Genomic DNA, 25,770 nt, shown 5'->3' with positions numbered 1-25,770 from the left:
ACAGCGCGCCCCTTTGGGGACGAGATTTTCATGTAAGATGCGGTTTTGGCCCTGATTTGTTGGAAAACTTCCGGACAAAAACACATCACCCGGTCGCACCAAGGGTCCGCCGGGTGGCGCGTGTATCGGGAATCGGGGCTTAAAAGTCAAGCATATATTGGCGATCAGGCCTGTCTTGACGACCAAGACGGGGCAGCCGCCTGCCCCGCTCAGACTTTGGCGACGACGTCACTCAGAGCTGCTGACCGTCGAAATCCTGCATCAGCTTCGCAGTGCCCGCGCCAAGGCCGCGCGAGACATGCTCATAGACCGCATCGAAGGAAGAGAAAAGCGCATGATTGAGCTTTTGCCCGGCCTCCGTGCGACCGAAATCGATATAGGCCTCGAATTCATCGTCCGACAGCGTCTGATAGGCCATGGTCGAAAAGCCGTAGACCCATTCCGACACATCCGCGCGCACCTCGGGCTCAGACGCCCAGATTTCGTTCAGGATGTCGCTGTCGCTCGACCCTTGGGCGTTTTCGAACCCGGCACTCCAGAGACCCTGATAATAGGCGATGTCACTGTTCATGGCGCCCACGACATTCATCTCGACCAGATCGTTGACCTGCACGTAGTCCTCGATCAGATGCGCGCGCGCAGTGTCCGGGTCGAGCTGGGCCCAGGCGTCATTCGCCACCTCCTGGGTCGCCTCGTCGGACATGGCCTTGCGGGTCTCAAGTTCGAGCCGGGCAATCTTTTGGCCCAGATCCGACTCGTAAAACGCGATCATCGGCGCCAGATCGGTATCGCCAAGCGCCTCGCCCATCTCTTCGTGAAACGCCTTGGCCATCACATCTTCATCGTAAAGACGCGAGAGCATCTTGTCCCACATCGGTTTCGGCACGCCGTAACCCGCCTCGACGAAATCCTCGGACATCTCGGCCCCCTCGTCGCAGAGCACATCGACGACATCCTCGAACATCATCGCCTGCATCAGCGTCGTGAGCTGTGCCTCATCCGGGCCCGCCTGCGCGCCCACGCCGAAAAGACAAAGCGCCGTCGACAAGAGCGTATATTTCACACCATTTTTCAAACCGTCGCGCGGCGCAAAGCCGGACAGGCAGGAAAACATCTTAGGAGTGGCAATCGCAGTCATTTCGGTCCCTTCCGATCGTAATGTCACCCAAACAGCTAAACAAAGAGTGAAGCACAGAACAAGACTGGACACGTATTTGTGCCCGAGCGGCATGATTTTGCGAGCCGTTGAGCGTAAATATGCTAAAAAGAATGTCACGAAAGGGGTTGCACACCCCCGAATGCAAGGATAAATCACCCGCCACCAGACCCCCGCGGAGAGGTGCCGGAGTGGTCGAACGGGGCGGTCTCGAAAACCGTTGTCCCTTCACGGGGACCCAGGGTTCGAATCCCTGTCTCTCCGCCATACATTTTCTGTAAGTCAATGTATTTAAACAGTTTTTCCTCAAATCGCGAAATCTGATCCCCCTTTTGATCCCTTTTGCGGATTTCATGCCTGAGTTTGGATTTCCCAAAACAACACGCCGACCACGGGGGGTCGTGACGGCGGGTAGCGTGTTTTGGTTTTGCAACGGGAAGACACCGAAACGTGCTGATCAGGGCCAGAGCAGACATTCACCCGTTGAACTGCGAACGTTGACTATGCGGGACGGAGCACCATTTCGCTGCGCCTGCGCCAATGTCAGGTTTGTGCGTTAGGCGACTGAGGCGAGCGCACCTCGGGCAGAACGCTGAACTTTTCTGCATCTGCAGAACTATCTGGTTATCGCCCGCAAACGCGGAATCTGGATATAAACAACCGGGGCGTCGGCTGAGCGGATGGTCGGAATAGGTTGTCAAAGCGCTTTGCGAGCAGCACTATCGCAACCAATGATGTCATATTTGGAAAATATCGCTTTGAATGGAGGAAGCTATGGAAAACGGAGAAAGTGTTGTGAAAACGGCTTGGGCAACCTTCTGGGGAGGCCAAACAGGTTCCCTTCTTATGGTCATTGTTCTGATAATGTTTCTGGCAGGTTTGGCTTTGGTTTGGTCAGTTCTCAGGCGAAAGGATGATGGTTTTGGTCCCCAGACTGTGCGCGCACTTGGGATCGTGTTGTTCCTACCCATTCTGCTGGGCGTGACAGCAATTAATGAATTTCCGGGAGAGGCAGTTGCTGCGCTTCTTGGAACGCTTGCCGGGTATGTTTTTGCAAGCGGCAAGGATTCCTAATTGTACCTGCGGTGCAACCCGGAGACCAAGGTGCGCCAGTCTTCCTCTCAGCAGTCTGTGCCACTGCCAAGTCAAACCCTAACCGAGTATTAAGGTTCTTCGAACGTTAACAAAGCAGATTGCGAATGCTGCAACCAGACTGGGCCTCCGATGTCCACTATGATTGCATTTGCCAATGTCTGTCTGCGCGCTTCGCAGCCGTTCATGCTTTCTGCAGCATTCGGCAGTTTGGGCTCTTAGTTCGCTTTCGCCGCGCGCTCCACCAATGTCTGCATTGCACGCAGAGACAACCCGAGACGCCTAGCCGCTTCGCGCTCCGCCCGTTCCCGGCTCATCCCGGCGTCAAATTGCAGGATCGCGGCGCGTTCTTCCCAGAGATCAAAGAGATCAGAGGGGGTAAGCTCTCCCCCCTCTGACAAAACCGACTTAACTGACAAAACCTCCCCCGAAGCCCCCGGACCGGATTGGGGTTTTGTCGGTTTTGTCAGTTTTGTCATCGCCCCCGGACCCTGCCGGGCGGCATCGAGCCAGATGCTCATGACATCCCCGCCAAGAGCGCCGGATTGACCGCAAAGAGCCGTGTGGGGCGGCCTCCGTTGGGATTGGGCGGCGGTGCAATCGGTCGGATCGCGTCCCCATCCTCCAATACCGTCAGCGCCGCGTTGAGTTGTGCTGCGGAGCTTAGGCCGGACAAATCGAGGCGCAGGGCCTCCCGGCTGGTAAAACGCGGCCAGCCCCTTGCCCGGATCGCATCAAGCAAACGCCGCGCGCCGCGTTCCGCCTTGGAAGTCGCCGCATCGGCATAGGCCCGGCGGGCCATCGGCAGCGCATAGAACTCGACAAAATGCGCCGCACGACCGAAGGCGTTACGGCCGATTTCTTGCGGCTCCCCTTCGTCACTCATCGCCCAATCGAGATAGGACAAGATCAGCGACAGGCGCACCGCGAGACCCGACATTTTGCCGATGAAGGATAAGAGCAGCCCTTCGGCATCGCGCTCCCATGCCCGCACCGACAAGCGGAAGGCGTCGAGCACATCCCGCGCCGGATCGGAGAAAGGCATGACCCAAGGCCGCTCCCTGTCGTTTTCGTCGCGATACATCGAAAGGCCGTATAGCCGCCGCAGGGCTATGGCGCAGCGTTCCGCCCCTGCTTGCGCCCGCGGTCTGCGCAGCGGTACGGGATCGGGCCAGATCGGGATGAAACGCGCCAGCAACCCATCATCATCGCTCCGCAGCAAGAGCGATTTGAGCCGGTCCGGCTGAATGCCGCCTGTCACGGCAATCGACAGCCGGTCGATATGGACAGGTTCGCGCCCCATCCGTTCGACCGAATAGGCCCGCCCGCCATAGGCCTCCAACCAGAAAGGCCGATCCGAGCCGCCACCGGAATAGCGCGTCATACCCTGCAACCACCCGGCCAGCTCATCGCGCGCCAGCAAGGTGCCACGCGGCTGTTTCGAAACAATCACCGCCAGCCGTTCTACCGTCCCGTCCGCAATCGAAAAGCGCGGAAGAAATGGTTCTGGTTCAATACGTAACGTATCCGGACGCTCCGGCGGCTCGCTCCCGTCCTTCAGCGCCGCTTTTGCCACCTCTTTCCACGCGCTTTCGGCGAGCTTGGCAATCTCGGCTTTCTCGCGCCACTCCGCCAGATCGCCTTCCATGGCATGTCGCTTCTCGCGCTCAACTTCCTTGATCAGTCCCAGCACAGCATCGAGACCGGGTGATTTGTTCGAGGAGGGCGAGCCAATGGAAATGGTCCAGAGGATCGGCGGCTCCTGCCAGCCCTCCCACGGCGCAGCCCAACGGGTGTTGCCAATGGCAGAGCCGACCGTCGCGAGCAGACCCGCCACGACATAATCCGGCGGTGCGGATTTGGCCTCTGCCGCCCGACTGATCCAATCGGCCCAGAGCGGGCCAAACACATCAGCGAGAGGCAATTCCGGGGCGGGCAAGGTCGCGCCCTGCGTGAGACGCGGGGACGGCACCGGCCAATCGCCCATGAACGGGGTCTCTTGTGGTAGCATGTTCACAGCACCCCCTCCCGTTCTCTGAGCACGTCATTCCAGTCTTGCCCTTCAGGGGCGATCATGAGCGAGACCTGCCACCCCATGTCCGACGCCCGCCGAGCCAGTTGCCCCGCCGCCGCGCGTCCGGCAGGATCGCCATCACCAGCAATGGTTAGCAGGCCCGGTTGTTGCTGCAGGCGCAGGGAGATCATGCCTGATGCGCTCAGGGCCGCCCAGATCGTGGGGCGGTCTTTAATGAGGCCCGAGGCAAGCGACAGCGCGGTTTCGACCCCTTCCGCGACCACCAAACGCCCGTGGCCCCTAATTAAGCGCACAGCGCCGCCTTTGGTGCGCCCGAGCATAGCCTTAGCGGGTGTCACCGGGGCTTTCCCGCTCCCATCGTTACATAGGTAAGTGCGATGCAATGCAAACCCGTCCCCGACCGATACGTAACATAACATAGCGGGGAGCCGCTTGGCCGTCGGGTGCCAGCACGTCTCTACGTAACGAAGCGTATCAGGCAGAGGGCAACTGATCCCGCGCTTACGTAGGTAGCGCTCCGCAATGCTACTGTAGATAGGTTGCGCCACCTCCCAAAGCCGCCGCGCCTGATCCGAACGCTTGCGGTGGTCTGCATCCGCCTTGGCCCGTCGCTCCGCGTCTCGTTCGGGATCAAGGCTCAGATTCCCGCGTAACGCGCTCCGATCCATACCGCCCGCCTCAAGCGCCGCGCGAATATCCGCGTAAGAGCACCCCGCGTGACATTTAAGCAAAATGCGCCCGTCATTTCCCAATGTGATACTGAGGCTTGGGCTGCGATCTTCATGTGAAGGGCAAAGCGCCATACCGTAATGACCGTGCCAGCGCCCGCCGAGCTGGCGGGTCAGGTTCTCCGCCCGGCTCATTCTTTGGTCTCCCGATCCATCCCCTCGGGGAGTGCATCCAATTCCGGCCAGTTCGCGCCCGTGGACCTGTGTTGCAGCGCGCGCAGCGCCTCGCGGGTGACAAAGTACCCGACCGTCTTCCAACGCGCCCGAGCACAGGGTTTTTCGCGAGTGCATTTTTGAAACAACCATTGCACCCCATCGCGACAGATCGCGACCCGGTAGCGGCCATGAGTGACAATGACGCGGCGATAGTTCGCGGCGGTTTCGCAATGGCCCTGATCGGAGGACGCAGTGCCGGGCGTCGGGTTTGATCCCTCCATCGCTCACACCTCCCGGCTCGCAAGCCAGCGGCGCAAATCCGCCTCGCGCCAACCGACCGCGCGGCGTCCCAGCCGCACCGGCTTCGGAAAATGCCCCTCGGCCATCATCGCGTAAATCGTCGAGCGGGACAGGCCCACCATATGTTCGACCTCGGGTCGTCTCAGAACACGGCTCTCCATTTTGGACAAACCTCCTCTGTTCCGCGCCAAGAGCTTTGACGCGGTCATGTTTCTGGCGATATGAGGGAGTGGGTCTTGCTGAGTCCCAACTCGTCGGGACCGATGTTAGCGCATCGGTTCCGACACAAGCCGCCTACCACCGGGAAGCGCCTCGCAAGGCCGAAATAAGCGCAAGACAGCGTCGGAGTTCAAACAAAATCAGCGTATTTACATGGGCTTGCGCAAGAAAAGTTCATAAGAGGAATGTCCGCAAACTAAGGCTCCCTTAACCATAAAAAACAGCATTTTATGAACAAGCTTTCTCATAAACACGTTTCCACCTCTGTCCGCAAATCATTGTAAAATATACAAAATTAAATTTTACTCGAGATTGCCTTATTAACTCTTCCTACGAACAAAAATGCTTCATAGAGATTCGAAATGGAGAAACCCGCGAAATGTCGAAGCAGATTTGACGAATCGATTGTGGACGTTCGAGCAGTCGAACTTGCGGGAGTAAGACTACTATATTTTAGATCGAGGGCCGTAAGGCGGGCAGCCACCGACCCAAAGTTGCCGCTTGAAATAATGTTACTATGCTGCAGCTGCAGGCCGCATTGCGACCATTCACTGCGAGAGCATAGCTATAGTAACTCGAACGCCTATTCTGAAAACGGAATTGTCGTTAGTTTTGTCTGAATGACTGTCCCACGATCAAATTAAGGAATTGAACCTTCGCAAAGTTTTTGCATTGACGCGTGGATCAGATTTGCGCGAGTTTCGATGAACTCGCGAAAATCACCTTTTACCAGATCATCGTAAGGCACACGGTGGCTTTCCAGCCTATGCCGAACCTGTTCTTTTGTGGCATTCGCATCCTGCCCACGCTCTTTAAGGTACTGTTTGGGATTTTTGGCTGCAATCTTTCTGTTGGTCTTCCACGAAATTAGCGCGCAGTTGAGGGCGGAATTCACTTCATTATCAGGGAACTTATTTTGAACGAGGCTACGCGGATAGACGTGGTGGTACTCGCGGAAGCGTACAGTGTCTGCAGTTGCTTTCGCGCCATCGGCGAAATCATAGCCTCCTCCATAGAGGGAGACCGCTACGATTGCTCGCCCAAGCCTATCCTTGCGACTCGGCCAACCGCCACGAATCAGTTCTGCGGCCGGAGGTAACGGATTTTGAGCATCATCAAACAGATCCGGTGCGGCTCTTGAATTTGGATTTACGATCATATCCTGAATTGCCTTGTAGTCAGCAAAGGCACGGGTGCTTGCCGTCTTGAGATAGCGATCCGTGAAACTTGCTCGCCAGATCGTTTTCCTGATTAGCGTGCGAGCGCGCCCCTCTTGATCTGCACCGTCGACAGGAACATGGGCCCAGAGGGCTCCCGTCAGGTAGACAATCACCTCAGTCGGCAGCAAACGCTCATTGAAAATTGCTTCGTCCCTCAAAAATGCCATGCCACGCTCCAACCCAACGACGACTTGTTTCCAAACTTGGGCCAACTCATTGCCAAATGCTGGATCGAGGTAAGTGCGTTTCAATGGTGGCTTACCGTTCAGCAACGCTCCAACCGCCAAGGCCATATCTTCCACCTTACCGTAGTCCGCTGCGGTAGGAACCTTTTCGTTGAGTTGGGCAATCATATCATGAAGAGAGTCGCCAACAGCCCCCTCGAGCTGCGCAACAACGATATCGAAATCCTTCAACGGAGATGCCGACGTGTTCATCTTGATGAATACGTCGAGCGCGGTTTCCTGTTCCGTAGTTACGGGTAGCGATAGAAATGGAATCGGATAGGAGGCAAGTCTTTGGCGCAAGCGCATGATGGTTTTGTCAGTCGCCTTGTTCGTCTCAGCTACCTCAGTCCACTTATCCATCGCATCTTCGCCTTTGGCGCCCGGGCAAAGAAGAGAAACCGGGAAATAACGACGCTCCAAACACTCAACGGGATTGTCGGCCCAAAGAGGCATGCGCTTTCCCGACTTGGAAAAATAACGTTTTACGATCTCGATCTCTGGACGCTCTTCATTTCCCAAAGAAACAAAGACCGTGAACTCCTCGTAGTTATCAATCAATGACCTCCAAAGCGCAGTCATGCGCTGCTGCCCATCAAGTAAGTTCATTTGCGGCATGCCCTTTGGGTCTGGCGCCCCGGAAAGTGGCCGTGAGTGGAAAAGCTCCTTATCGCCCACTTCCAAGAGCAGAAGTGCACCGATGGGTAATGATGGAACACGGAGAATATTTTCAAGAACGCCTTCAATCTGGCTTGGTCGCCATGCCTCGAAGCGTTGAAATCTGGGCAATGTCAGAAGCCCCTCGCGGATCATTGCAAACCAGTCTTCAACCGTTTTGGTACGTGCTTCCATATGAAATTCCTTTATTAAACTACTGTTTCTAAAAGCTACTACAGTTCACAAAGCAAAAGACAGTTTCTTTTCACAAGACGGTGAGAGGCACCATAGTTTACTCGCAGAGAGAGACAGTTCTCCGCCGATTTTTCTGAAAATTTCTGTGTTTGAGTGGCTACTTTCAGTTTTGCAAGATACTTGCCCACCAAGCAGCTTTCTACAAAAATAGTGTTTCCCAGCATGCGGTTTAGGAGAACAGGGTTCCAAGCTTGCGGCACCAATTTCTGATCGAAGAGTGTTCAACAAAACCCACCCTACCCTCCCGCAAACGCCGCCCACCGCTCCAACAACGCTCTTCTTTGCTCCACCATATCCGTCCGCCGATACGCCCGCTCCACTTCACTCCCCACGGTATGGGCCAACGCCAATTCGGCTTGGATATGATCCACGCCATTCTCTGCCGCCCAAACTCGAAAGGTGGAGCGCAGGCCGTGCGGGACTGCGGGGCGGTTGGAACGCGGGTCTAGGAAGCGTTTACCGCCGGTTTCCTGCGCCTTCTCGTCAATCCGCCGCATGACCGCAGACAGGGACATATCCGAGAGTGGACCGTTGCGGGTCGAAAAGAACACATGGTCACAGCCCTTCACCCGGGGCACGGCCTTGAGTAGGCTCACCGCCGTATCGGGAAGCGGCACACGATGTTCGCGCCCGGCTTTCATCCGCTCTGCCGGAATGACCCACAGACGGTTGTCCAAATCCACCTCGTTCCAGACCATCCCGCGCACCTCGCCCGAGCGCGCCAGTGTCAGGCACAGGAAACGCAGCGCCATGACGCTCATCCCGTCCCGCGCCGACAGCGCTTGCCAGAACTCCGGCATATCCGCGACCTTCACCGCCGCATGGTGGCGCTTGCTCGCGACTTTCGCGGGCTTGGGCAGTAGTTCCGAGAGATTGCCTTTCCAGATCGCCGGATTTGCATCGGTGCGGAACCCCGCCACAGTTGCCCACGACAGGACCGCTTCCATCCGTTGCCGCAACCGGGTCGCGGTTTCGGTTTTCGTGGTCCAGATCGGCTCAAGAACCCGCAGCACGTCATGCACGGTCAGGCTATCGACCGGCAGCGCCCCAATGATCGGCACGGCATAGGTGTCGAGCGTAGACCGCCATTGCTTTTGGTGCTTCTCGTTCCGCAACTCCCGCACCTTCACGTCAATGTAGCGATCCACGGCATCCGCGAAACTCAGCCGGGCGCGCGTCTTGCGGCGTTCCTCGATCGGGTCCAGCCCGTCGATCACCATGCGCTTATTCTCAATCGCCTTGTCGCGCGCCATGGCGAGGGTCACGACCGGAAAAGACCCAAGGCCGGTTTCCCTGACCTTTCCACTCACGGTGAGGCGCTGAATCCAATTTTTCCGACCATCCGGTTTGACCCGCAGACGCAGCCCCATGCCGCCCATATCCGAATAGCTCCCCGGCGTTTGAATGTTGCGCACGAAGGTCGCCGTCAGTTTCTTGCCCATCTCGTTTTCCCATGAAGAACTATACTATGTTCCCTCTTTTGTTCCCCCTTTTAAAACCGGAAACAGCAAGAATCCACAAGAATTGTTCGGAACGTGAAAATCACCTAATACGTTGTTATATTAGGAACAAAATGCACATTTCAGGAACACCATAGAATCTACGATGGGCGTCTGTCTCTCCGCCATATTCCCCAAACCATCGAAGTATCTTATTCATCGGACCAGCCTGCCGATGCCCTGCTCCCTTAGTTAACAGCCAACAAAAAAGGCCCCACTGTCGTGGAGCCTTTGAAGCATAAAGCCTAGCGATCCAGAAGATCACACGCCGCTGTAGACCGGGAACATGCTGGCGTCGCCGTAGTCCTTGATTTTCTCCATGGCTTTGAGGGCATCCATGTCCTCGGCGGAGATTTCGAAATCGACGGCGGCGTTGCTTTCCATGTGGGCAGGCGTCGCGGTTTTCGGCAGCGGCAGTAGATCCAGTTGCAAGCAATAGCGGATCGCCAACTGCGGCAGGCTCACACCGTATGTGTCGGCCATGGCCTGCACTTCGGTGTTTTTCATCAGCTCGCCGTGGCCCATCGGGGAATAGGCTTCAACTAGGATGTTTTTGCTCTGGCAATAGTCGATCAGCTCAAAAGGCGTGTTGGTGATGTGGGCGAGGATCTGGTTCACCATCGGTGCCACGGTACCGTTGTCGATCAGGTTGTCGAGATCGGCCTTCTCGTGGTTGGACACGCCGATCGCACGGATTTTGCCCTCTTTGTAGGCCTCTTCCAGTGCGGTCCAGGCGGCGAGGTTGCCTTCGAAATAGCGGTCTTCGCCACCGAATTTGTCCCAAGGCGTCGGGCTGTGAATGATCATCAGGTCGATGTAGTCGACGCCCAAAAGATCGAGCGAGCCTTGGATGGCGGCTTTTGCGCCTTCATAATCCTTGATGCCTGCGTCCAGTTTGGTTTGCAGGAACAGCTCTTCGCGGGCCACGCCGCAATCGCGCAGGCCTTCGCCGACGCCGCGTTCGTTGCCATAGGCCTGCGCGGTGTCGATGTGGCGGTAGCCGAGTTTGACGGCGGCCTTTACGGACTCGGCCACTTTGTCATCGTCGATCATCCAGGTGCCGAGGCCGAGTTTCGGAACTTCGACGCCATTGGAGAGAGTGAATGTCTCTTGAAGGATCATTGGATCTTCCTTTCTTTTGCGTTTCGCCGTTTGCGCAACAAAGGCGCCAAGGGAACGGCGCGGCCCCCAACCGAAGCAGGAGACCTCTGTCTTGGCTCAATCTAGGTCAAAGCGTGAGCTATGATAATCCGGGCAAAATAGATGCCACTCATGACGAGAAATCATGAGTGACCCTATTGAGCTCAGATCAGAGATCAGCCGTTGTAATCGTCGTCCGCGACCTTCTCCATCCAGGTCACGGCGGAGCCATCCACGGTCTCTTGGATCGCATAGTGGCTCATGGCATTCTCGGGCGCGGCCCCGTGCCAATGTTTCTCGCCGGCCGGGAACCAGACGACATCGCCTGCGCTCACCTCTTCGACCGGGCCGCCTTCGCGTTGAACGCGACCACGGCCAAAGGTGATGATGATGGTCTGACCTGCGGGGTGGGTGTGCCATGCGGTGCGCGCGCCCGGCTCGAAGGTCACATGCGAGCCACCGACGCGGCCCGGGTCTTCGGCTTGGAACATCGGATCGACACGCACGGTGCCGGTGAACCAATCTTCGGGACCAGGCATGGAGGGATTGCTGCCGGAACGGATGATTTTCATGGGGATACTCCTTTCAGAAACGCGGGGCTCAGCCGCGCAATTTGTCAAAACGATAGGTCAGCGCCGGGCCGCCGGGTTGAACATAGGCCAATTCCACGGTCGCCATGGCGAAGGGTTCGATGAAGCGGGCGTTGTGCAGGCCGCCGCAGTCCAAGGGCTCGAACCCGACGTCGCGGATCAACCCGAATGCAGTCTCCTTGGCGCTCTTGTCGTCGCCATAGGTCATGACCTGCGGGGCTGGTCCCTGCCCCTTTTGGGCAAAGACCGGATAAAAGCTCTCCGACGGGTTGGTGTTGAAACAGGACACCCAGCGGGCATGAGGCCGCAACCTCGCAAGCTCTTCTGCGCCAGAGGAGGTGGTGCCAACGACCAGCGCGGTGTTGCTGTCGTTCAAAGGCAAAGAGCAGTTCAGCACAACCTTGCCCGCCAGATCGCCCGCCTGTTCCAAGACATCGGCGCGGCGGGACCAATGCACCGCCAAAAGCACCGCATCTGCACCTTCGACGGCCTCGGCCACGCTGCCCGATGAGGCGCCAACCGCGTTTGCGAGCCGGTCGAGCTTGGCATGATCCCTGGCGTAGGAAAAGGTCACGTCATGACCCGCCTCGGCCCAGATGCGGCCCAGTTTGCCGCCCATGAGACCCGATCCCAGAATGCCGATTTTCATGCCAAACTCTCCCTGTTCTTTACTCTGCGCGGCTCTCGAACACGGCTTTCGCCACCGGCAGGGCCGAAAAGACCTTCGGCCAGCCCGCATAGAAAGCGAGATGCGACAGCATGGCCCCGGCTTCCTCTTGGGTCAAACCATTGTCCATGGCACGGTTGAGGTGGAATGTCATCTGTTCCGGCTGACCGGCGGCGATGAGAGCGGCGACAGTAACGAGGCTGCGGTCACGCGGTGCGAGGTCCGGACGGAGCCAGAGATCGCGGAACAGCACGTCGCGGGTGTTGTCCACCACGCCGATGCTGACATTGCTGAAATTGCCGCTGACAAGCTCTTCGCGCGCGTCCTCGGCCTCTTGGTTCAGCGGCAGGAATTCAACCTCCGCGCCGGGCAGGCTATCGGGCGTGATGCCACGGGCCTCGAACACGGGGGCCGCAACTTCGGCGGCGGCGGTGGCGTTGCCAAGACCGGTGTAGAAGGCCAGATGGGTGATGGTCTCGGAGAGTTCCGCAGGCGTCACACCAGCGTCCAGCGCCAGCGTCACATAACTTGCGAGGTTTTCGGTCTCATGGCGCGTCATCAGGGCAGCAAAGGTCACGAGCGCACGGTCGCGCACGGACATCGCCTCGCTTTCCCACTCGGAACCGAGGATGGTCTCAGAGGTGTAGGCCTCAAGCGCCGGAGCAACTTGGGCGAGCGACGAGGGCACGGTGTCGCGCACATCCTGCGCGAGGGCGGCACTGGTCACCAGAGCGAAGGCGGAAGCGGCAATCGGGGTCTTTTTCGAAAACGTCATGGGAACTCCTGTTGTGTTTCCAGACATATGGGGCGCAGGGCGGCGCGGTTAATGCCGCTCAGCATCACCCCACTCATGAACCGATTTCATCAATCCCAGTCAAACCTACGATGCCCCCCGCTCCCGAAGCGCCTCCAAGACCACCGTGAAGGCCGAGGACGGCCGCTGGCGACTGGGATAATAGAGGTGAAATCCGGGGAAATACGGGCAATAGTCATCGAGGCACATCTTGAGCGCGCCACGCTCGAGATGCGGCTGCGCGAGACGTTCGGGCACAAGCGCCAGCCCATGCCCGTCAATCGCCGCCTGAAGCACCGGGTTGACGGTGTTGAAACAGGCCTGCCCCTTGACCTTGACGTTGATCTCCTGCCCGTCCTTATCCTCGAATTCCCAAGCATAAAGCGCGCCATGGGTCGAAAGCCGCAGGTTGATACAGCGGTGATCCACCAGATCCTGCGGCACCTCCGGCGCGCCCAGCGCCTCGAAATACTCCGGCGCGCCGACACAGATCATCCGCTCGTCCGGCCCGATCCGCATCGCGATCATGCCGTCGCTGACCTGATCGCCGTAACGCACGCCCGCATCACATTGCGAGGCGGCCAGATCGGTATAGCCGTAATCCATGACGAACTCGACATTGACCGACGGATATTGCTTGAGCACGGGTGAGAGTTTCGGCCAAAGAATGCTCTCGATGGCATATTCCACGGCGACGATCCGCACGGTGCCGGTGGGCGTGTCATGCGCATCGTTGAGCGCCTGCAACCGGTTCTCGATCTTCTCGAAACAGGGGTTGAGGGTGGCCAAAAGATCCTCGCCCTCCAGCGTCGGCGCCACCGTGCGCGTCGTGCGGGTCAAAAGCCGCAAGCCAAGGCGCTTTTCCAGCCCCTTGATGGTATGGCTCAGCGCCGATTGCGACACGTTGAGCCGGGCCGCCGCTTTGGTAAAGCTGCGCTCTTCGGCCACGGCGGCAAAGGCGATGAGGTCGTTGATATTCTCGCGTATCATGAGGGAAGCCGGGGGTTGGGAGGTGATCATCTAACGGGTTCCCTCATGATATATGTTTCAGACTCATAAAGTCGACGGATTATGCGTGGCTCATAACGGGATCGTTATGGCGCGAGCCGCACGAGCCGATCCTCCGAGGCACCATCACGGCGCGGCGAGCGATTGGTGGTGATGGCATAGACCTCATCGCCCACAACCAGCACATCGCGCAGACGCTCGCCTGCGCCATAGGCCCCATAGGCCTCTGTGACCTCCCCCGTCTCGGAGAGACCAAGCACAGCACCTGCCCGAAGCCCAGCGAGCAAAAGCCCCTGCCCCGAAGACGTCAGCCCGGAAGGCGCCCAGGTGCTACGACCGGAGTGCGCAAAAGGCGCCAGCATCCCCTCACGGGTTTCATCGCCTTGGATCACGGGCCAGCCGTAATTGCCCCCCGCGACGATGCGATTGACCTCGTCGTGACCGGATTGCCCGTGCTCTGCGGCAAACATCTGTCCCGACGCGTCCCAAGTGATCCCCTGCGGGTTGCGATGCCCCAAGGAGTAGACAGGCGAGCCGGGAAAAGGATTGTCCCCCGGCACCGCGCCGTCGGGCGTCAGGCGCAGGATTTTGCCCGCAAGGCTCTCCACATCCTGCGGCAGCGCGCGGTTTTCGACCCAACCGGTGGTGACATAAAGCATCCCGTCCGGCCCAAAGGCCACGCGCCCGCCGTTGTAAAGCGGATGGCCGGGGATATTGTCCAAGAGCACACGGGTCTCACGCCAGCGCTCCCCGTCTCTCTCAACCTCGATCACCCGATTGTACCGCGCCTCCGGTGTCCCCGCGTGATGATAGAGCACCGCGCGGTTGGTCTCGGCAAAATCAGGACGCAGCGCGAGGCCCAAAAGCCCCCCGCCACGATGATTGAGGATCGGCACAGAGGTCTCGACGGGCAAACGCGTAAAGCCCTCCCCGTCGAACAGACCCAAACTGCCCGCCTTCTCGGTCACATAGATCACATCGCCCAGCGCCTCGATGTCCCACGGGTAGTCGAGACCGTCCAAGACGGCCTCCCCCGGCGTCATCCCCTGTGCCATTGCCGCAGCTGTCACGCCAGAGCTGAACACCAAGGCCAGCCCCAGCGCGGGCCTCAGCTTACTCGCCATATTCGGCATCCGTGACTTTCTCGCCCCATTCCACGGCGGAGCCTTCCACGCTGGCCTGAATGGCGTAATGCGTCACAGAGGTGCTGTCGGTGGCACCATGCCAATGCTCAACCCCCGGCGGACACCAGACCACATCGCCTGCGGTGATGATCTGTTTCTCCTGCCCGCGTTCTTGGGTCCAGCCCGTCCCGTGGGTGATCACCAACATCTGACCTGCCGGATGCGTGTGCCACGCGGAGCGCGCCCCCGGCAGAAAGGTCACTTCACCGGCGCTCACGTCATGCATCTCGGGTGCGAAGACCGGTGCGACATAGGCGGTGCCGGTAAAGGTCTCGTCGCTGCCGATCTGACCGGGGCGTTCGTGATGGTGGGAGATTTCGACGGATTGAGCAAAGAGTGCGGCGGGGGTCAGGGCCAGCGTCAGGCCAAGTGCGAGTTTCATAGGTAGTCCTCTCTCGTTTGATACATGTTGCAGACAACTTAGGTCGCGCCCCCTCTCGGATCATGGTCCCTTCTCTCAACGCATTCATGATGACCTCTCATGAATGGCTTGCATGGATTGGCGATTATCCTCGCCCCGTTTTGCGTCATCCTCTCTGCATATGTTTGCCCCCTTCCCACAAAAGGACGCCAAAGAGATCATGTGTGACGCCTGTAACTCCTCCCCCGAATTTCTGACCCGTGAAGGCGAGAGCCGTCGTGGCTTTCTGACCGCCAGTGCCGCCGCCGCTGTGGCCGCCCCTCTGGCTGCGACCGGTTTTGTCGGGACCGCTCAGGCGCAAGACGCCAATGCGCTTGCGGAAAGCCAAGTACAGTCCTGGGCCGCCTTCGACACCGAGGGCTCCTTTGCCCCCCACACCATCACGCGCCGCGCCGCCGGGCCGAAAGACGTGGTGGTCGAGATCATGTACAGCTCGATCTGTCACTCCGACATTCACACCTACAAAGGCGACTGGGGTCCTGCGGTCTATCCGCTGGTGCCGGGCCACGAAATGGTCGGCCGTGTGGTCGCCGTGGGCGCAGATGTCATCAAATTCCGCGAGGGAGATTTCGCCGGTGTCGGCACCATGGTCGACAGCTGCGGAGACTGTGCCAACTGCATGGCCGACCGGGAACAGAACTGTCTCAACGGCACGACCTTCACCTATGGCTCCGAGGATAAAATCTCCGGCGGTGTGACCTATGGCGGTTATTCCAAGAAGATCGTCGTCAAAGAAGAGTTCGCCCTGCGCATCCCGCCGGGGGTGGACCTTGCGGGCTTTGCGCCGCTCCTCTGTGCGGGCATCACCACCTTTTCGCCGATCAACCACTGGGATCTGAAACCGGGTCAGCGGTACGGCGTGATCGGTATGGGCGGTCTGGGCCACCTCGCCGTCAAACTCGCCGTTGCGAAAGGCGCCGAGGTCGTGGTCTTTACCACCTCCGAGGACAAACTCGCCGATGCCAAGGCCTTTGGCGCCACCGAAGCCTATCTCTGGTCCGACGAAGAGGCGCTTGCGCAACAGGCGATGAGCTTTGATCTGATGATCTCCACAGTCCCCGTGGCCTATGACATGCAGCCCTTCCTCAACATGCTGAAACTCGACAAAACGCTGGTCAATGTCGGCGCGCTCTTCGAGGTTCAGGGCGCTCAGGGCATGATGATGGCCTTCAACCGCCAGAGCCTTGCGGGCTCCATGACCGGGGGCATCGCGGAAACCCAAGCCGTGATCGACTTTGCCGCCGACCATGGCGTGGCCGCGTCTTACGAGATGATCACCCCGGATCAGATCGGCGCGGCCTGTGAAAAGGTCGTCAACAAACAGGCGCGCTACCGCTATGTCATCGACATGACCGCGGCCTGATGCCATTCTGTCGGGACGGGTCCTAGCCCCCGTCCTGATCCCCCTTACGGAGCCAAAGAGATGTTCGCCCCCATCCTCCGCACCGCGCTGCTGGGCCTTGCCCTGACCGCTCCGGCTTTCGCGGACACTTCCGCGACGACACCCCAGAAAGACAGCCCAATGACGAAAATCCAGTTCACCTTCGGCGCAGAGGTTCTCACCGCCACGCTCGACGACACCCCCGCCGGTCGGGATTTCGCCGCCCTGCTGCCGCTCGACCTAGACCTCACAGATTACCACGGCATTGAGAAGATCGCCGACCTGCCACGCAAACTCGACACCACCGACGCGCCTCGGGCCTATAAACCCGAGACCGGCGACATCACGCTCTATGCGCCCTGGGGCAATCTTGCGATCTTTTACAAACCCTTCCAGAAATCGAACGGCCTTGTGCGTCTCGGCGCTTTCGATGGCTCTCTTGCGCCTCTGGTCGACGCGGGCGAGACCTCTGTGCGGATCGAAATCGCGGACTAAGGCCACGCCGTCCTCAGCTTTCCCTGTTTACAGCCCGCGCTTTGACTGCCAGTTTCCCGGCAGAAACAAAAACTGTCAGGAAACGCCATGACCGATGCACCCACGCCCGACGCCCCCACCCCAGACGACATCACGGCCCGCCACAACGCAAAAATGCGCAAGATCAAAGCCGCGCGGGACAAGATCATGGCGACGAAGACCGAGGAAAAAGGTCTCATCATGGTGCATACCGGCAGTGGCAAGGGCAAATCCTCGTCGGGGTTCGGCATGATCATGCGCTGCATCGGGCACGGTATGCCCGCCGCCGTGGTGCAATTCATCAAAGGCAGCTGGGAGACCGGCGAAAAGACCCTCCTGCGCGAGCGGTTCTCCGACGAAGTGCGGTTTTTCGTCTCCGGCGAGGGTTTTACCTGGGAAACCCAAGACCGTGACCGCGATGTGGCGGCGGCGCAAAACGGCTGGCGCATCGCCAAGGAACAGATCCTCGACCCGGAGATCCAATTCGTGCTTCTGGACGAGATCAACATCGCGCTGCGCTACGATTACCTCGACATCGACGAGGTGGTCGATTTCCTGTTGACGCAAAAGCCGCCGATGACCCACGTCTGCCTCACCGGCCGCAACGCCAAGCCCGAGCTGATCGAAGCCGCCGATCTGGTGACCGAGATGACGCTGGTCAAACATCCGTTCAAAGACGGGGTGAAGGCGCAAAAGGGCGTGGAGCTTTGATTTTCTGATCGAAGCCGCGCGGTTTTGCCGTAAGCTTTCTCCATTGATCTGCATCTTCAATGGATTTTACGCATGACCGACCTGTTCAAAGCCCTTTGCCTCGCTCTTGTCAGCCTGCCCCTTGCCGGCCAGCCCCTGTCGGCACAGGAGCCACCGCTCCAGCTCTACTCCGGCACCTATCGGGCGGGCAGCGACGGCTATCGCGTCAGCTTTCAACTGACGGGCAACCGGGTCCTATTGACCGTCGGCACCCATAACTGTCTTGGCCAAATGACCGGCACTCTGATGCAGGATCAGCTCGGGAATTATGTCATCATGGATGACGAGTATGACACGACCCAATGCCTGATCGCGCTCAGGCCCAACGCCCAGAGCGCCACAAGGGGCAGTTTCGATCTCGATCAAGGCCCCGGCTGCACCTATCACCACGGCGCAAGTTGCCAATTCTCAATCGGCAACCTGCAGCTTCAGCCAAGCCCCTAAACGTCCGCCACGCAAACCTGACGCTGGGCGCCGAGGCCCTCGATGCCCAGCTCGACCACATCGCCGTCCTTGAGATACTGCTGCGGCGACTTGCCCATGCCGACACCGGCGGGCGTGCCGGTCGAGATGATGTCACCCGGATGGAGCGTGAAGAACTGCGACAGGTAGGAAATCAGGAAGGCCGGTTTGAAGATCATCGTCGCCGTCGACCCGTCCTGCATGCGTTCGCCATTCACGTCACACCACATCGCCAAAGCCTCCGGGTCTTTGATCTCGTCAGGCGTCGCCAGCCACGGACCGACGGGGCCGAAATTGTCCGACGACTTGCCCTTTGACCATTGCCCCGCGCGTTCCAGTTGAAAGCCGCGCTCGGAGACGTCGTTCACGAGGCAATAGCCCGCCAGATGCTCCAACGCCTTGTCCTCAGTGACATATTTCGCAGGCTTGCCAATCACGAGACCCAGTTCGACCTCCCAATCGACCTTTTCCGCGCCGCGCGGGATCAGGATCGGATCGTTCGGCCCACAGATCGCAGAGGTGTATTTCGCGAAAATCACCGGTTCTTTCGGCAGGTCCATGCCGCTCTCCTCGGCATGATCCGCGAAATTCAGCCCGATGCAGATGAATTTGCCCGTGCCGCCGACACAGGGCCCCAAACGCACCTCTTCGGTGATCAAGGGCAGCGTCTCGATGTCGAGCCGATTGAACTCACTGAGCCGCGTCAAAACATCGCCCGACATGTCGTCCAAATGATCCGACAAATCGCGCAAACGGCCCTTGGCGTCGATCAAACCGGGCTTTTCCGCCCCTTTGGGGCCAAAACGTGTGAATTTCATTGGGGGTCTCCTCCAGTTGCGCTGAGGATGGCTTTTCCGCCGAAAAGGTAAAGCAAAAATCCTGCACAGGCGTTTTGACCATCGCCAAAGCGCCCCAAAGCCCCTTAGCGAATGAGGCTTTTCGTCATCTCGGTGGCTGACGAAAAGCCAAAGACAGACCGCAATGGACCCAGCGACAAGACAGAGCGCTCCGCAAATCCCAACCGTTCGTAAAGCGCCCGCGCCCGTGGGTTGGTGTCGATGACATCGAGCCTGATCTGGCGCAGCCCCTGACGGGCACAATGGACCTCTATCGCGTTCAAAAGCGCGGTGCCGACACCTTGGCCCCGCGCCTCCGGTTCCACGAAAATCCCGTCCATCAAGAGCGTATCATCGTCGCATCTGCGCTCCAGGGCTTGGATCAAGGCGCCCCGAACACTGCCGCCGAGCCAGCCATAGACGCGCGCCATATCCCGCATATTCCCACCGACCAGCGCGCCCTGAGGCGATTTGAACCCCGCCATGCCGAGAAACGCCCCGTCTTTCGACACCGCAGAAATCGCGTGGGTCGGGTCCATGACGCTCTCAAGAAAGGCGACGGCCTTTTTCTCCGGCCCCAGAGGATAGCGCAGCTTGCGCGAGAAGGCGCGCCAATATCCCTGCGCCGCCTGCGCAAGATGCTGCGGCTGAACCCCCTGCTCCACGGTGAAGGGCTCGATTTGGAATATTGTACTCATTAAACGCACTCCATAGGTACAGAGCGTAGATGGTGACAAAGACAACTGATTTCAAATGAAGCGATGGTTTTTTGGGGCGGCCGGGGTTGTGGCCTTATTAGTGTGCGTCGTGATGTGGCGGCTGGGCGATCACGATCTGGAGCGCCGCCCCAGCGAGACGCTCTTTGTCACGGTCTCGGGCGCGCGCATCGCCGGAACGATCTGGCTGCCTGACGAGGCCCCGACCGCGGTGGTGGCGCTCGTGCATGGCGATGGCGCACAAGACCGGACGTCCTCGGGCGGCTACGCGCCTCTGATCAATGCCTTTCTCGACCGGGGTTTCGCCATCGCGTCCTGGGACAAGCCGGGCGTTGGCCAAAGCGAGGGCAACTGGTTGCGGCAAACCATGTCGGATCGCACAGCAGAGACCCGCGCGGTTCTCGCAGTTCTCAAAGAGCGGTTCGAAGACACCCCAGTCGGCGCCCTCGGCTTTTCTCAAGCGGGCTGGGTCCTCCCCGGCCTGACGCGTACTGATGCGGATTTTCTGGTGACCGTCGGTGCGGCGGTCTCCTGGCAGGATCAGGGCGACTATTACACCGCCGTGCGCCTGACCCGCGAAGGCACTGACGCAGAGGTCATCAAAGCCACGCTCGCCGCGCAAGAGATCGAAGACGACCGGCTCTTTGGCCCCAACGCGACGCCCGAAGACAGACCTGACGGCATGTCCCCGGACCGCTGGCAGTTCATCCACCTGAACCGAGGCGCAGACGCGCGACAGGCCTTGTCTGAGCTGGACATCCCCCTGCTGGCGCTCTGGGGCGCGGAGGATTTGAATGTCGACCCCACCCGAAACCCCGAGATTTTCCATGAAACTCTCGACAACCGCCCCGACCACAGCCGCATCCCCGCCCGCATCATTGTTTTTCCCAATGCAACGCACGGGCTTTTGAAGGCCCCGGAGTATAACTGGCAATTGACCGAGGAGTGGTCACGCGTTGCGGTCGTCAGGTTTTTGCTCGAAGGCCGAAACGCCTACGCATCCGATGCGCTGAACACGATGTTCACATGGATTGAGGGGATGGTGTATCTGGGGGAAAGGTAACGAGGCGAAGTTTGGAGATGGTTTCACGCGCGTTGGGGGAGACTGGTATGCGGACGGAGCTGCCGTTTGTATAGTTCCAGACGGTGTCCGCTTTTCAAGAGACATCTGATGTAGTATTGTATTACATATGGCAAACCGCGATGATTTTAGAGCTCCCGTAATAAGAACAATTGCGCAACGTGCAGGATATCGTTGTTCAAATCAAACCTGTTTGCGTCCGACGATTGGACCGGACGGAGCCGACGAAAGCGCTAGCATTGGTGTTGCCGCACACATTACTGCCGCTGCCGAAGGCGGGCCAAGGTATGATCCCACTTTGACGCCCGAAGAACGAGCCGCCGCCGAAAATGGTATTTGGCTCTGTCAGACCTGTAGCAGGTTGGTTGACGTAGATATCACCAGTCATTCCATTGATCAGCTTAGAGAGTGGAAAACTCTCGCTGAGATGCGCGCGTATTTAGGTATTCGCGGATTTGCAATTGTAATATCTCGAAGCTTTCAGAAGCTTGAAGACAAGATGCCAAGTCTTTTAGCAGAGATGCGAGAAGATTTAACTGGCGCACCTTTTGTGCGTGAATTCATTATTGGCTCCAAGAATGGGTCATACAATAGGGACCCGCAGAACCGCATTTTCGCATACCTTTTTGAAGACCACGACAACTTGAAGCCTATGCTGAAGGTGATGCAAAATTATGATGCGATCATTGAAACTACATACAACGATGTCGACCGATTTGAGTTTACAGAAGACTTCGTAGAATATCTCCTATTACCCGTTTAACTCTGCTACTCATGGCACAGATTTGAGCCGGTTTATGTGAGCGTGATATCGTGCTTCTCAAAAGCAGACTTTAATTGCATTGCAGAAATTGAACACCTTGGCCTCGAATCAGACCTTCGCCGCAAATGACAAGAGCCTCCCCTTGCGAGCCTCCGCACAATATCCCAAACACATGCGCGACACAGGGAGACGCGCGCATGACCGACACACCACGGATCACAAGACAGAGCACAGGACGGAGCACAAGCTGGAAAGCCCCCGCGGCCTTTGCGCTGGCGACGCTGTTTTTCCTCTTCGAATTCATCTCCCGCATCGCGCCCTCCACCGCGACCACGGCGATCACGCAGGATCTTGATCTGACCAAGGCCGGTCTCGGCGTGTTTTCCTCTCTGTTTTTCTGGGTTTATGCGCCCATGCAGATCGTGGTCGGACTGTTGCTCGACCGTTGGGGGGCGCGGCGGTTTGTGGTGCCGGCCATCGCGCTTTGCGCCGGAGGGATTGCCCTCATCGGTCTCGCGCCCAATGTGGTGATCGCCTCCGTCGGGCGGTTGATGACCGGGTTTGGCGCGTCTTTCGCCTTTGTCGGCGCGCTCTATGTGGTGAACCACTGGTTCGCGCCCGCGCGCTTTGCGCTTCTGTCAGGCCTCGTCAATGCGGTCGGCATGTTGGGCACAGCGATTGGTGTCATCTGGCTCACATCCCTGACCGAGACCGCAGGCTGGCGCCCGTCTTTCATCGGCATCGGGATCACCGGCGGCGCGCTTTTCGTTCTGGCGCTGTTTTTCTACCGCGAAGCGCCGTCTGCGGGCGACACGGACACGCACACAAATCCGATCGGCCCCTTGGGTCAGGTGATCAAAAGCCCGCAGGTCTGGCTTTTGTCCCTCGTGGGCGCGCTGATCTACATGCCGATCAACGTCTATGGCGGGCTTTGGGGCAACGAAGAGCTGATCGCCGATCACGCTCTCTCTGCCGTCTCCGCCGAGACCGCCGTCTCTATGATGTTTTGGGGCATGGCGGCAGGATCGGTGCTGTGGGGCGCCGTCTCTGACGCCTTGGGCCATCGCAAATGGATCGTCTTCACGGGCGCCGTGGCGGCCACACTGTTCTGGGGCTGGGTCATTTTGGGGGGCAGCAGCAACATGGTGCTGATCTCCGCCGCGCTCTTCTTCGGCGGGCTGTTTTGCGGCGCACAGATGCTGACCTTCGCCATGGCGAAAGAGGGCCAGGACCAAAGCGCGGTCGGCACCGTCACCGCCTTCGTGAACATGATCGGGATCGGCGCGGCTTTGGTGTTTCAGCCACTGGTTGGCTGGCTTTTGGACCTCACGGGCGGCAATCACGCGCTGGCGCTCTCTGCCGTGCCGATTTGCTTGGGGTTGGCCGCGCTCTTGATCCTCGCGCTCAAGGAACCGGAACAACCGCACCTCAAAGGCGGCGGGTCCTAGGGTCAGCCGCGTGCCATGCAGCCCTCTTGCGGCATCATCATATCCGGCTGCGGCAGGTTCAACAGCGCCTCAAGCCCCGCATTGTCCGCCACCAAATCGGCCAGCGTCATATCGTCAAGCACGCCGTAAAACGCCTCCAGAGCCGCCGTCAGCGCCAAACGCAAACGACACACGGCCTGCAGCGGACAGGTGTTGTCCTGCGCCGCGAAACATTCGGCAAAGGGCACATGCGCCTCGAAATGCCGAAACACCTCGCCGATGGTGATTTCGTCAGGATTGCGCGCCAAAACGATCCCGCCCGCACGGCCGCGCGTGGTCTCGATATAGCCCTCATTCGCCAAAAGATGCACCACCTGCGCCAGATGGTTTTCCGAGGCATTGGCCGCCTTGGCAATGCCCGCACGGCGCACCATATGGCCTTCGTTCACAGCACAGGCCATGAGCACACGCATGGCGAGGTTGGTTCGGATCGTCAAACGCATGGTTGGCGGTCTCCATCTCTGGCTTGGGTTTGGACAAGGGGCGCACGCAGGTTTCAGCCACATTACTTGGCGTCAAAATACTGTGACTTTGATCTGGATCAGAAAGGTATATTTCAGATAGAGAAATGAGAGGCCTCGAAGGGCACGCGCAGAGTTTTGCCGTTTTGCCCCGCGACGATCATGGCGTGATCTTCGAAACGGATACCCGCAACACCCGTCCAACCCTCCGGCTGATCGAGCACCACCGTGGCATGGCAGAGCACATGTTTGCGCCCCTCGTCCAGCGCGAGCACGGTGCGCACGCCCTCCCGCGCCACGGCATTGTCGCCAAGCGCCGCCCTGTGCCCCTCAGCTCCCGCCGCACAGCCATCCTCGACACCCAAAACGCCGTCATGCCGCCCGTCCCAAGGCGCATAATCGCGCCCGCCGTTCGACATCCAGAGCATGGTGACGGGCATGACACGGCTGTCTTTGACGAACACCACGATGTCGCGCTCCCGGGCCCGCGACACGGCGGTCCAACCGAGCCCCTCCACGTCCTTTTCAACCAGCGTCACGAAATCCTCGTGCCCCGTCTGATGCGGATAGTGGCTCAAATCCACCCTGCCCCCATCCCGCGCGGGGAATTGCGTCAGATCGGTACTGCGCCCCGGATAGGCCAGAATATGCGCCTCCTCCAAAGGCACCCCCGAGGTCAGCGCCACGCGTTTCGGAGAGGTCGCGATGTGATCTCCGGGAGAGACGCGGATCATCGGATGATGCGCAAAGGTCAAACCGCCCTCACCGCCCGCGATCTCATGCCGCTGATAGAGCGCCGGCTGATCGGCACGGAGCGTAATCTCCTTGGTGATCTGCGCCCCCATCACCGGACGCTCCAGCGCGAGCTTCATATGGGCATGAGCGTCAGTCTCAGAGCGAGACATCAAATGCCACGCCGAATTGGCCGTCCAGCCATGGGGCGGATCTTGTACGACATCAGAACCGCCAAAGGGCGCGGCCAGAAAATCCCCCGCCAGATGCGCGTCCACCACGCTCAGAGCCTCAGCCGCCAAAGGCGTACCGACCCAATGCGCCGTGTGGAACACCTCGCGATCCTGAACGGTGTAGCTTCGGATATTGCCGACAGAGGCGTCAAACCTAAGCGCAAGCGCCCCGCAACACAGCCGCAGCTCCATCAGCCCCAAACCCTAACCACGGAACCCTGTCGCGACGACGAATTTCTCGGAGCTGTCAGAGCGCGACGAGGGCGGCTTGAAATGCTGCACCTTCTCGAACTTCTGCTTGAGCAAATGCTGCAACTCTCCCTCGGCGCCGCCGGCCAGAACCTTGGCCACAAAGGTGCCGCCCGGAGAAAGCACATCAAAGGCCAGATAGGCCGCCGCCTCGCAGAGCGCGATGATCCGCAGGTGGTCCGTCTGCTTGTGCCCCGAGGACGCCGCCGCCATGTCCGACATCACCACATCCGCCTCGCCGCCCAGCCAATCCTTCACCTTCTGGTCGGCATCGTCGGACATGAAATCGAGCTGGTGAATCTCTGTGCCGGGGATCGGTTCGACCTCCTGCAAATCGACGCCCAGAATGGTGCCGATCTTCTTGCCGGACTTCTCGCCCAAAGCGTTCACACGCTTGACCGCCACCTGACACCAGCCGCCGGGCGCACAGCCCAGATCGACCACCCGCGCGCCGGGCACGAGAAAGCGGAACTTGTCGTCGATCTCCATGATCTTGAAGGCCGCACGCCCCCGGTAGCCCTCGTCACGCGCACGTTTGACATAGGGATCGTTGAGCTGACGCTCCAACCATAGCGTCGAAGACAGCTTGCGCCCGCGCGCAGACTTCACCTTGACGCGCAAATCCCGCGCGCCGCGTCCTGAGGTTGCCCCGGTTTTCTTTTTGTCGGCCATGAGTTTCCGCGTCCTTTTGATCGAAAGGCCTTATAACAGAGCCGACGCGCTCAGGGAAAGAGCCGCATGAGTATTTAGACAGCAAAGGAA

Annotated in this window: 28 protein-coding genes and 1 tRNA gene; 9 read left to right on the top strand and 20 right to left on the bottom strand. The window is 59.1% G+C overall.

All coding sequences use genetic code 11. From position 1 onward, the window contains the following. Positions 1-232: 232 nt before the first annotated feature. Positions 233-1,138 carry a DUF2059 domain-containing protein gene (locus tag LC094_RS05625; RefSeq protein ID WP_226550780.1) on the bottom strand — a complete coding sequence of 302 codons (906 nt, stop codon included), beginning with the start codon at positions 1,136-1,138 and terminating at the stop codon, positions 233-235. Positions 1,139-1,333: 195 nt separating this feature from the next. Here LC094_RS05625 and LC094_RS05620 point away from each other — a divergent pair. Both LC094_RS05620 and LC094_RS05615 read left to right on the top strand, forming a co-directional pair. Beyond that, positions 1,334-1,423: transfer RNA gene (locus tag LC094_RS05620), tRNA-Ser, on the top strand. A gap of 507 nt (positions 1,424-1,930) precedes the next feature. Continuing rightward, the gene (locus LC094_RS05615; protein WP_226550779.1) at positions 1,931-2,230 is read left to right on the top strand and encodes a hypothetical protein; all 300 of its coding nucleotides are present in this window, start codon (positions 1,931-1,933) and stop codon (positions 2,228-2,230) included. 236 nt (positions 2,231-2,466) lie between these two features. Here LC094_RS05615 and LC094_RS05610 read toward each other — a convergent pair whose 3' ends face one another. The 14 genes from LC094_RS05610 to LC094_RS05545 form a co-directional block, all read right to left on the bottom strand. Continuing rightward, positions 2,467-2,769, bottom strand: a complete 303-nt coding sequence (locus tag LC094_RS05610; RefSeq protein ID WP_226550778.1) for a hypothetical protein — start codon at positions 2,767-2,769, stop codon at positions 2,467-2,469. After that, positions 2,766-4,259, bottom strand: coding sequence for a DUF3987 domain-containing protein (locus LC094_RS05605; RefSeq protein ID WP_226550777.1), 1,494 nt, complete (start codon positions 4,257-4,259; stop codon positions 2,766-2,768). Before LC094_RS05605 ends, LC094_RS05610 begins: the two co-directional genes overlap by 4 nt. A 2-nt stretch (positions 4,260-4,261) precedes the next feature. Next, a complete protein-coding gene (locus tag LC094_RS21740) occupies positions 4,262-4,951 on the bottom strand; it encodes a DUF7146 domain-containing protein (protein WP_449727668.1) in 690 nt (229 codons plus the stop codon). A 191-nt stretch (positions 4,952-5,142) separates the two neighbouring features. Continuing rightward, positions 5,143-5,448 carry a hypothetical protein gene (locus LC094_RS05595; RefSeq protein WP_226550775.1) on the bottom strand — a complete coding sequence of 102 codons (306 nt, stop codon included), beginning with the start codon at positions 5,446-5,448 and terminating at the stop codon, positions 5,143-5,145. A gap of 3 nt (positions 5,449-5,451) precedes the next feature. Next, entirely contained in the window at positions 5,452-5,628 is a 177-nt protein-coding gene (locus LC094_RS05590; protein WP_226550773.1) for a helix-turn-helix transcriptional regulator, read from the bottom strand. Between the two features lie 698 nt (positions 5,629-6,326). Further along, positions 6,327-7,982: a DUF262 domain-containing protein gene (locus LC094_RS05585; RefSeq protein ID WP_226550772.1), complete on the bottom strand. Its 1,656-nt coding sequence runs from the start codon at positions 7,980-7,982 to the stop codon at positions 6,327-6,329. Positions 7,983-8,278: 296 nt separating this feature from the next. Continuing rightward, positions 8,279-9,484, bottom strand: a complete 1,206-nt coding sequence (locus LC094_RS05580) for a tyrosine-type recombinase/integrase (protein ID WP_226550771.1) — start codon at positions 9,482-9,484, stop codon at positions 8,279-8,281. 318 nt (positions 9,485-9,802) lie between these two features. Then, positions 9,803-10,663, bottom strand: coding sequence for an aldo/keto reductase (locus LC094_RS05575; protein ID WP_226550770.1), 861 nt, complete (start codon positions 10,661-10,663; stop codon positions 9,803-9,805). 194 nt (positions 10,664-10,857) lie between these two features. Then, positions 10,858-11,253, bottom strand: a complete 396-nt coding sequence (locus tag LC094_RS05570; RefSeq protein WP_226550769.1) for a (R)-mandelonitrile lyase — start codon at positions 11,251-11,253, stop codon at positions 10,858-10,860. Between the two features lie 28 nt (positions 11,254-11,281). Beyond that, positions 11,282-11,920 carry an NADPH-dependent F420 reductase gene (locus LC094_RS05565; RefSeq protein WP_226550768.1) on the bottom strand — a complete coding sequence of 213 codons (639 nt, stop codon included), beginning with the start codon at positions 11,918-11,920 and terminating at the stop codon, positions 11,282-11,284. A gap of 19 nt (positions 11,921-11,939) precedes the next feature. Further along, positions 11,940-12,713, bottom strand: a complete 774-nt coding sequence (locus tag LC094_RS05560; RefSeq protein ID WP_226550767.1) for a carboxymuconolactone decarboxylase family protein — start codon at positions 12,711-12,713, stop codon at positions 11,940-11,942. Between the two features lie 105 nt (positions 12,714-12,818). Next, entirely contained in the window at positions 12,819-13,721 is a 903-nt protein-coding gene (locus LC094_RS05555; RefSeq protein ID WP_226550765.1) for a LysR family transcriptional regulator, read from the bottom strand. A gap of 104 nt (positions 13,722-13,825) precedes the next feature. Next, entirely contained in the window at positions 13,826-14,863 is a 1,038-nt protein-coding gene (locus tag LC094_RS05550) for a PQQ-dependent sugar dehydrogenase (protein ID WP_226550764.1), read from the bottom strand. Then, positions 14,853-15,305: a (R)-mandelonitrile lyase gene (locus LC094_RS05545; protein ID WP_226550763.1), complete on the bottom strand. Its 453-nt coding sequence runs from the start codon at positions 15,303-15,305 to the stop codon at positions 14,853-14,855. Before LC094_RS05545 ends, LC094_RS05550 begins: the two co-directional genes overlap by 11 nt. A 199-nt stretch (positions 15,306-15,504) precedes the next feature. On the opposite strand from LC094_RS05545, the gene LC094_RS05540 reads away from it, so the two are divergent. The 4 genes from LC094_RS05540 (at position 15,505) to LC094_RS05525 (ending at position 18,432) form a co-directional block, all read left to right on the top strand. Then, positions 15,505-16,707 carry an NAD(P)-dependent alcohol dehydrogenase gene (locus LC094_RS05540; protein ID WP_226550762.1) on the top strand — a complete coding sequence of 401 codons (1,203 nt, stop codon included), beginning with the start codon at positions 15,505-15,507 and terminating at the stop codon, positions 16,705-16,707. Positions 16,708-16,767: 60 nt separating this feature from the next. Beyond that, the gene (locus tag LC094_RS05535) at positions 16,768-17,220 is read left to right on the top strand and encodes a cyclophilin-like fold protein (RefSeq protein WP_226550761.1); all 453 of its coding nucleotides are present in this window, start codon (positions 16,768-16,770) and stop codon (positions 17,218-17,220) included. Between the two features lie 87 nt (positions 17,221-17,307). Continuing rightward, entirely contained in the window at positions 17,308-17,949 is a 642-nt protein-coding gene (cobO, locus tag LC094_RS05530; RefSeq protein WP_226550760.1) for a cob(I)yrinic acid a,c-diamide adenosyltransferase, read from the top strand. A gap of 72 nt (positions 17,950-18,021) precedes the next feature. Then, entirely contained in the window at positions 18,022-18,432 is a 411-nt protein-coding gene (locus LC094_RS05525; RefSeq protein ID WP_226550759.1) for a hypothetical protein, read from the top strand. On the opposite strand, the gene LC094_RS05520 is transcribed toward LC094_RS05525, so the two are convergent. Both LC094_RS05520 and LC094_RS05515 read right to left on the bottom strand, forming a co-directional pair. After that, on the bottom strand, positions 18,429-19,268 hold the full coding sequence (locus tag LC094_RS05520) for a fumarylacetoacetate hydrolase family protein (RefSeq protein ID WP_226550757.1): 840 nt from the start codon (positions 19,266-19,268) through the stop codon (positions 18,429-18,431). The two genes, LC094_RS05525 and LC094_RS05520, sit on opposite strands and share 4 nt — an antisense overlap. 104 nt (positions 19,269-19,372) lie before the next feature. Continuing rightward, positions 19,373-19,984, bottom strand: a complete 612-nt coding sequence (locus LC094_RS05515; protein ID WP_226550756.1) for a GNAT family N-acetyltransferase — start codon at positions 19,982-19,984, stop codon at positions 19,373-19,375. Positions 19,985-20,072: 88 nt separating this feature from the next. On the opposite strand from LC094_RS05515, the gene LC094_RS05510 reads away from it, so the two are divergent. From LC094_RS05510 to LC094_RS05500, 3 genes are all read left to right on the top strand, one after another. Next, entirely contained in the window at positions 20,073-21,065 is a 993-nt protein-coding gene (locus LC094_RS05510) for an alpha/beta hydrolase (RefSeq protein ID WP_226550755.1), read from the top strand. 127 nt (positions 21,066-21,192) lie between these two features. After that, on the top strand, positions 21,193-21,846 hold the full coding sequence (locus tag LC094_RS05505; protein ID WP_226550754.1) for a hypothetical protein: 654 nt from the start codon (positions 21,193-21,195) through the stop codon (positions 21,844-21,846). Between the two features lie 197 nt (positions 21,847-22,043). Then, entirely contained in the window at positions 22,044-23,294 is a 1,251-nt protein-coding gene (locus LC094_RS05500; protein WP_226550753.1) for an MFS transporter, read from the top strand. Positions 23,295-23,296: 2 nt separating this feature from the next. Here the strand turns inward: LC094_RS05500 and LC094_RS05495 are convergent, their stop codons facing one another. The 3 genes from LC094_RS05495 to LC094_RS05485 form a co-directional block, all read right to left on the bottom strand. Further along, complete coding sequence (locus tag LC094_RS05495) at positions 23,297-23,776, bottom strand: RrF2 family transcriptional regulator (RefSeq protein WP_226550752.1); 480 nt, start codon at positions 23,774-23,776, stop codon at positions 23,297-23,299. A 113-nt stretch (positions 23,777-23,889) separates the two neighbouring features. Beyond that, positions 23,890-24,951, bottom strand: a complete 1,062-nt coding sequence (locus LC094_RS05490) for a hypothetical protein (protein ID WP_226550751.1) — start codon at positions 24,949-24,951, stop codon at positions 23,890-23,892. 12 nt (positions 24,952-24,963) lie between these two features. Next, the gene (locus tag LC094_RS05485; RefSeq protein ID WP_226550750.1) at positions 24,964-25,680 is read right to left on the bottom strand and encodes an RlmE family RNA methyltransferase; all 717 of its coding nucleotides are present in this window, start codon (positions 25,678-25,680) and stop codon (positions 24,964-24,966) included. Positions 25,681-25,770: the final 90 nt, after the last annotated feature.

The organism is Celeribacter naphthalenivorans, from assembly GCF_020524585.1.
Classification (GTDB): Bacteria; Pseudomonadota; Alphaproteobacteria; order Rhodobacterales; family Rhodobacteraceae; genus Celeribacter; species Celeribacter naphthalenivorans.
This window is presented reverse-complemented; position numbering and strand designations above follow the sequence as displayed.